The organism is Sinomonas humi, assembly GCF_000802235.1.
GTDB classification, from domain to species: Bacteria; Actinomycetota; Actinomycetes; order Actinomycetales; family Micrococcaceae; genus Sinomonas; species Sinomonas humi.
In genome coordinates, this window is the sequence record NZ_JTDL01000052.1 from 1 (window position 1) to 1,408 (window position 1,408).

Below are 1,408 nucleotides of genomic sequence, written 5' to 3' on the forward strand. Positions count from 1 at the left end.
GTTGTAGGCGCTGAGGGGGCGGATGAGGGAGTTGTTCTCGAGCTGTTCCATGATGTGGGCGGTCCATCCGGTGATCCGGCTGGCGACGAAGAGCGGGGTGAAGGTGGGGATGTCGAAGCCCATGAGGTGGTAGGCGGGGCCGGTGGGGTAGTCGAGGTTGGGCTTGATGCCCTTGGCCTCGTCCATGGACTGCTCGAGCCCGTCGTAGAGGCCGAGGATCTCGGGGCGGCCGTAGTAGGCGATGAGGTCGTCGAGGGCGGCCTTCATGGTGGGGACGCGGGAGTCGCCGTGCTTGTAGACGCGGTGGCCGAAGCCCATCACCTTCTTCTTGGCCGCGAGGGCGTTGTCCATCCAGGCCTTGGCGCGGGCCTTGGCGTCCTCGTGGGATTCGTCGGGGTTGATGCCGATCTCCTCGAAGGTCTCCATGACGGCTTCGTTGGCCCCGCCGTGGAGGGGTCCCTTGAGGGCGCCGATGGCGGCGGTGACGGCCGAGTGGAGGTCGGAGAGGGTGGAGGTGACGACGCGGGCGGTGAAGGTGGAGGCGTTGAAGGAGTGCTCGGCGTAGAGGATCATCGAGACCTCGAACGCCCGGATGACCTCGGGGGCTGGCTCGGCGCCGAAGGTCATCCAGAGGAAGTTCGCCGAGTAGCCCAGGTCCTCTCGGGGCTCGCCGAGGTCCTCGCCGCGGCGGCGGCGCTGGTCGTAGGCGACGACGGCGGGCATGGCGGCGAAGAGGTCGAGGGCCTTGGCGAGGTTGGCCTCGCGGGAGGAGTCGGCGGCGCGGGGGTCGCGGGCGCCGAGGACGGAGGCGGCGGTGCGGCAGACGTCCATGGGGTGGGACGTCGTGGGGAGTTCGTCGATGACCCGCTTCACGACCGGGTCGAGGGCGCGTCCGGCGCGTTCCTGCTGTTCGAAGGCGGCGAGCTGCTCGGGGGTGGGGAGTTCGCCGTTCCAGATGAGCCAGGCGACCTCCTCCATCGAGCAGCGGGCGGCGAGCTCCTGGACGGGGTAGCCGCGGTAGAGCAGGGAGTTGGTGTCGGGGTTGACCTTGGAGATGGCGGTGTAGTCCACCACCACCCCGGCGAGGCCCCTGCGGACTTCTTCGATGGTGAGTGCCTGTGTCATGCAACGAATCCTTCGTCAGCTGGGATGCTAGGGCCTTTTGCCGCCCTAAGACGGATGAAGACTGTTCAGTGTCGGCCGGGGACCTGGAAGTTGAAAACGCCGGTGTCGAAGCGGTTGTAGGCCTCGTAGTGGACAAGCTCGTAGAGGCGGCACTCTCCACTTCACGGGCAAGGTCTGGGCGTCAGCAGATCCCGATCCCTCGAACTCTCCAGCTTCAGTCGATGAGGTCGAGAGCGGCGCCGACGATGGAGTCGGTGTCGATGCCGTGGTATCGGTAGACGTC

The 1,408-nt window shown here is 67.0% G+C and carries 1 protein-coding gene; it reads right to left on the reverse strand.

Annotated elements, in window-relative coordinates; genetic code table 11:
• Positions 1–1,125, reverse strand: a 1,125-nt coding sequence (locus tag LK10_RS04230; RefSeq protein WP_043120420.1) for a bifunctional 2-methylcitrate synthase/citrate synthase, incomplete at its 3' end; no start/stop codon positions are given.
• Positions 1,126–1,408 lie beyond the last annotated feature (283 nt).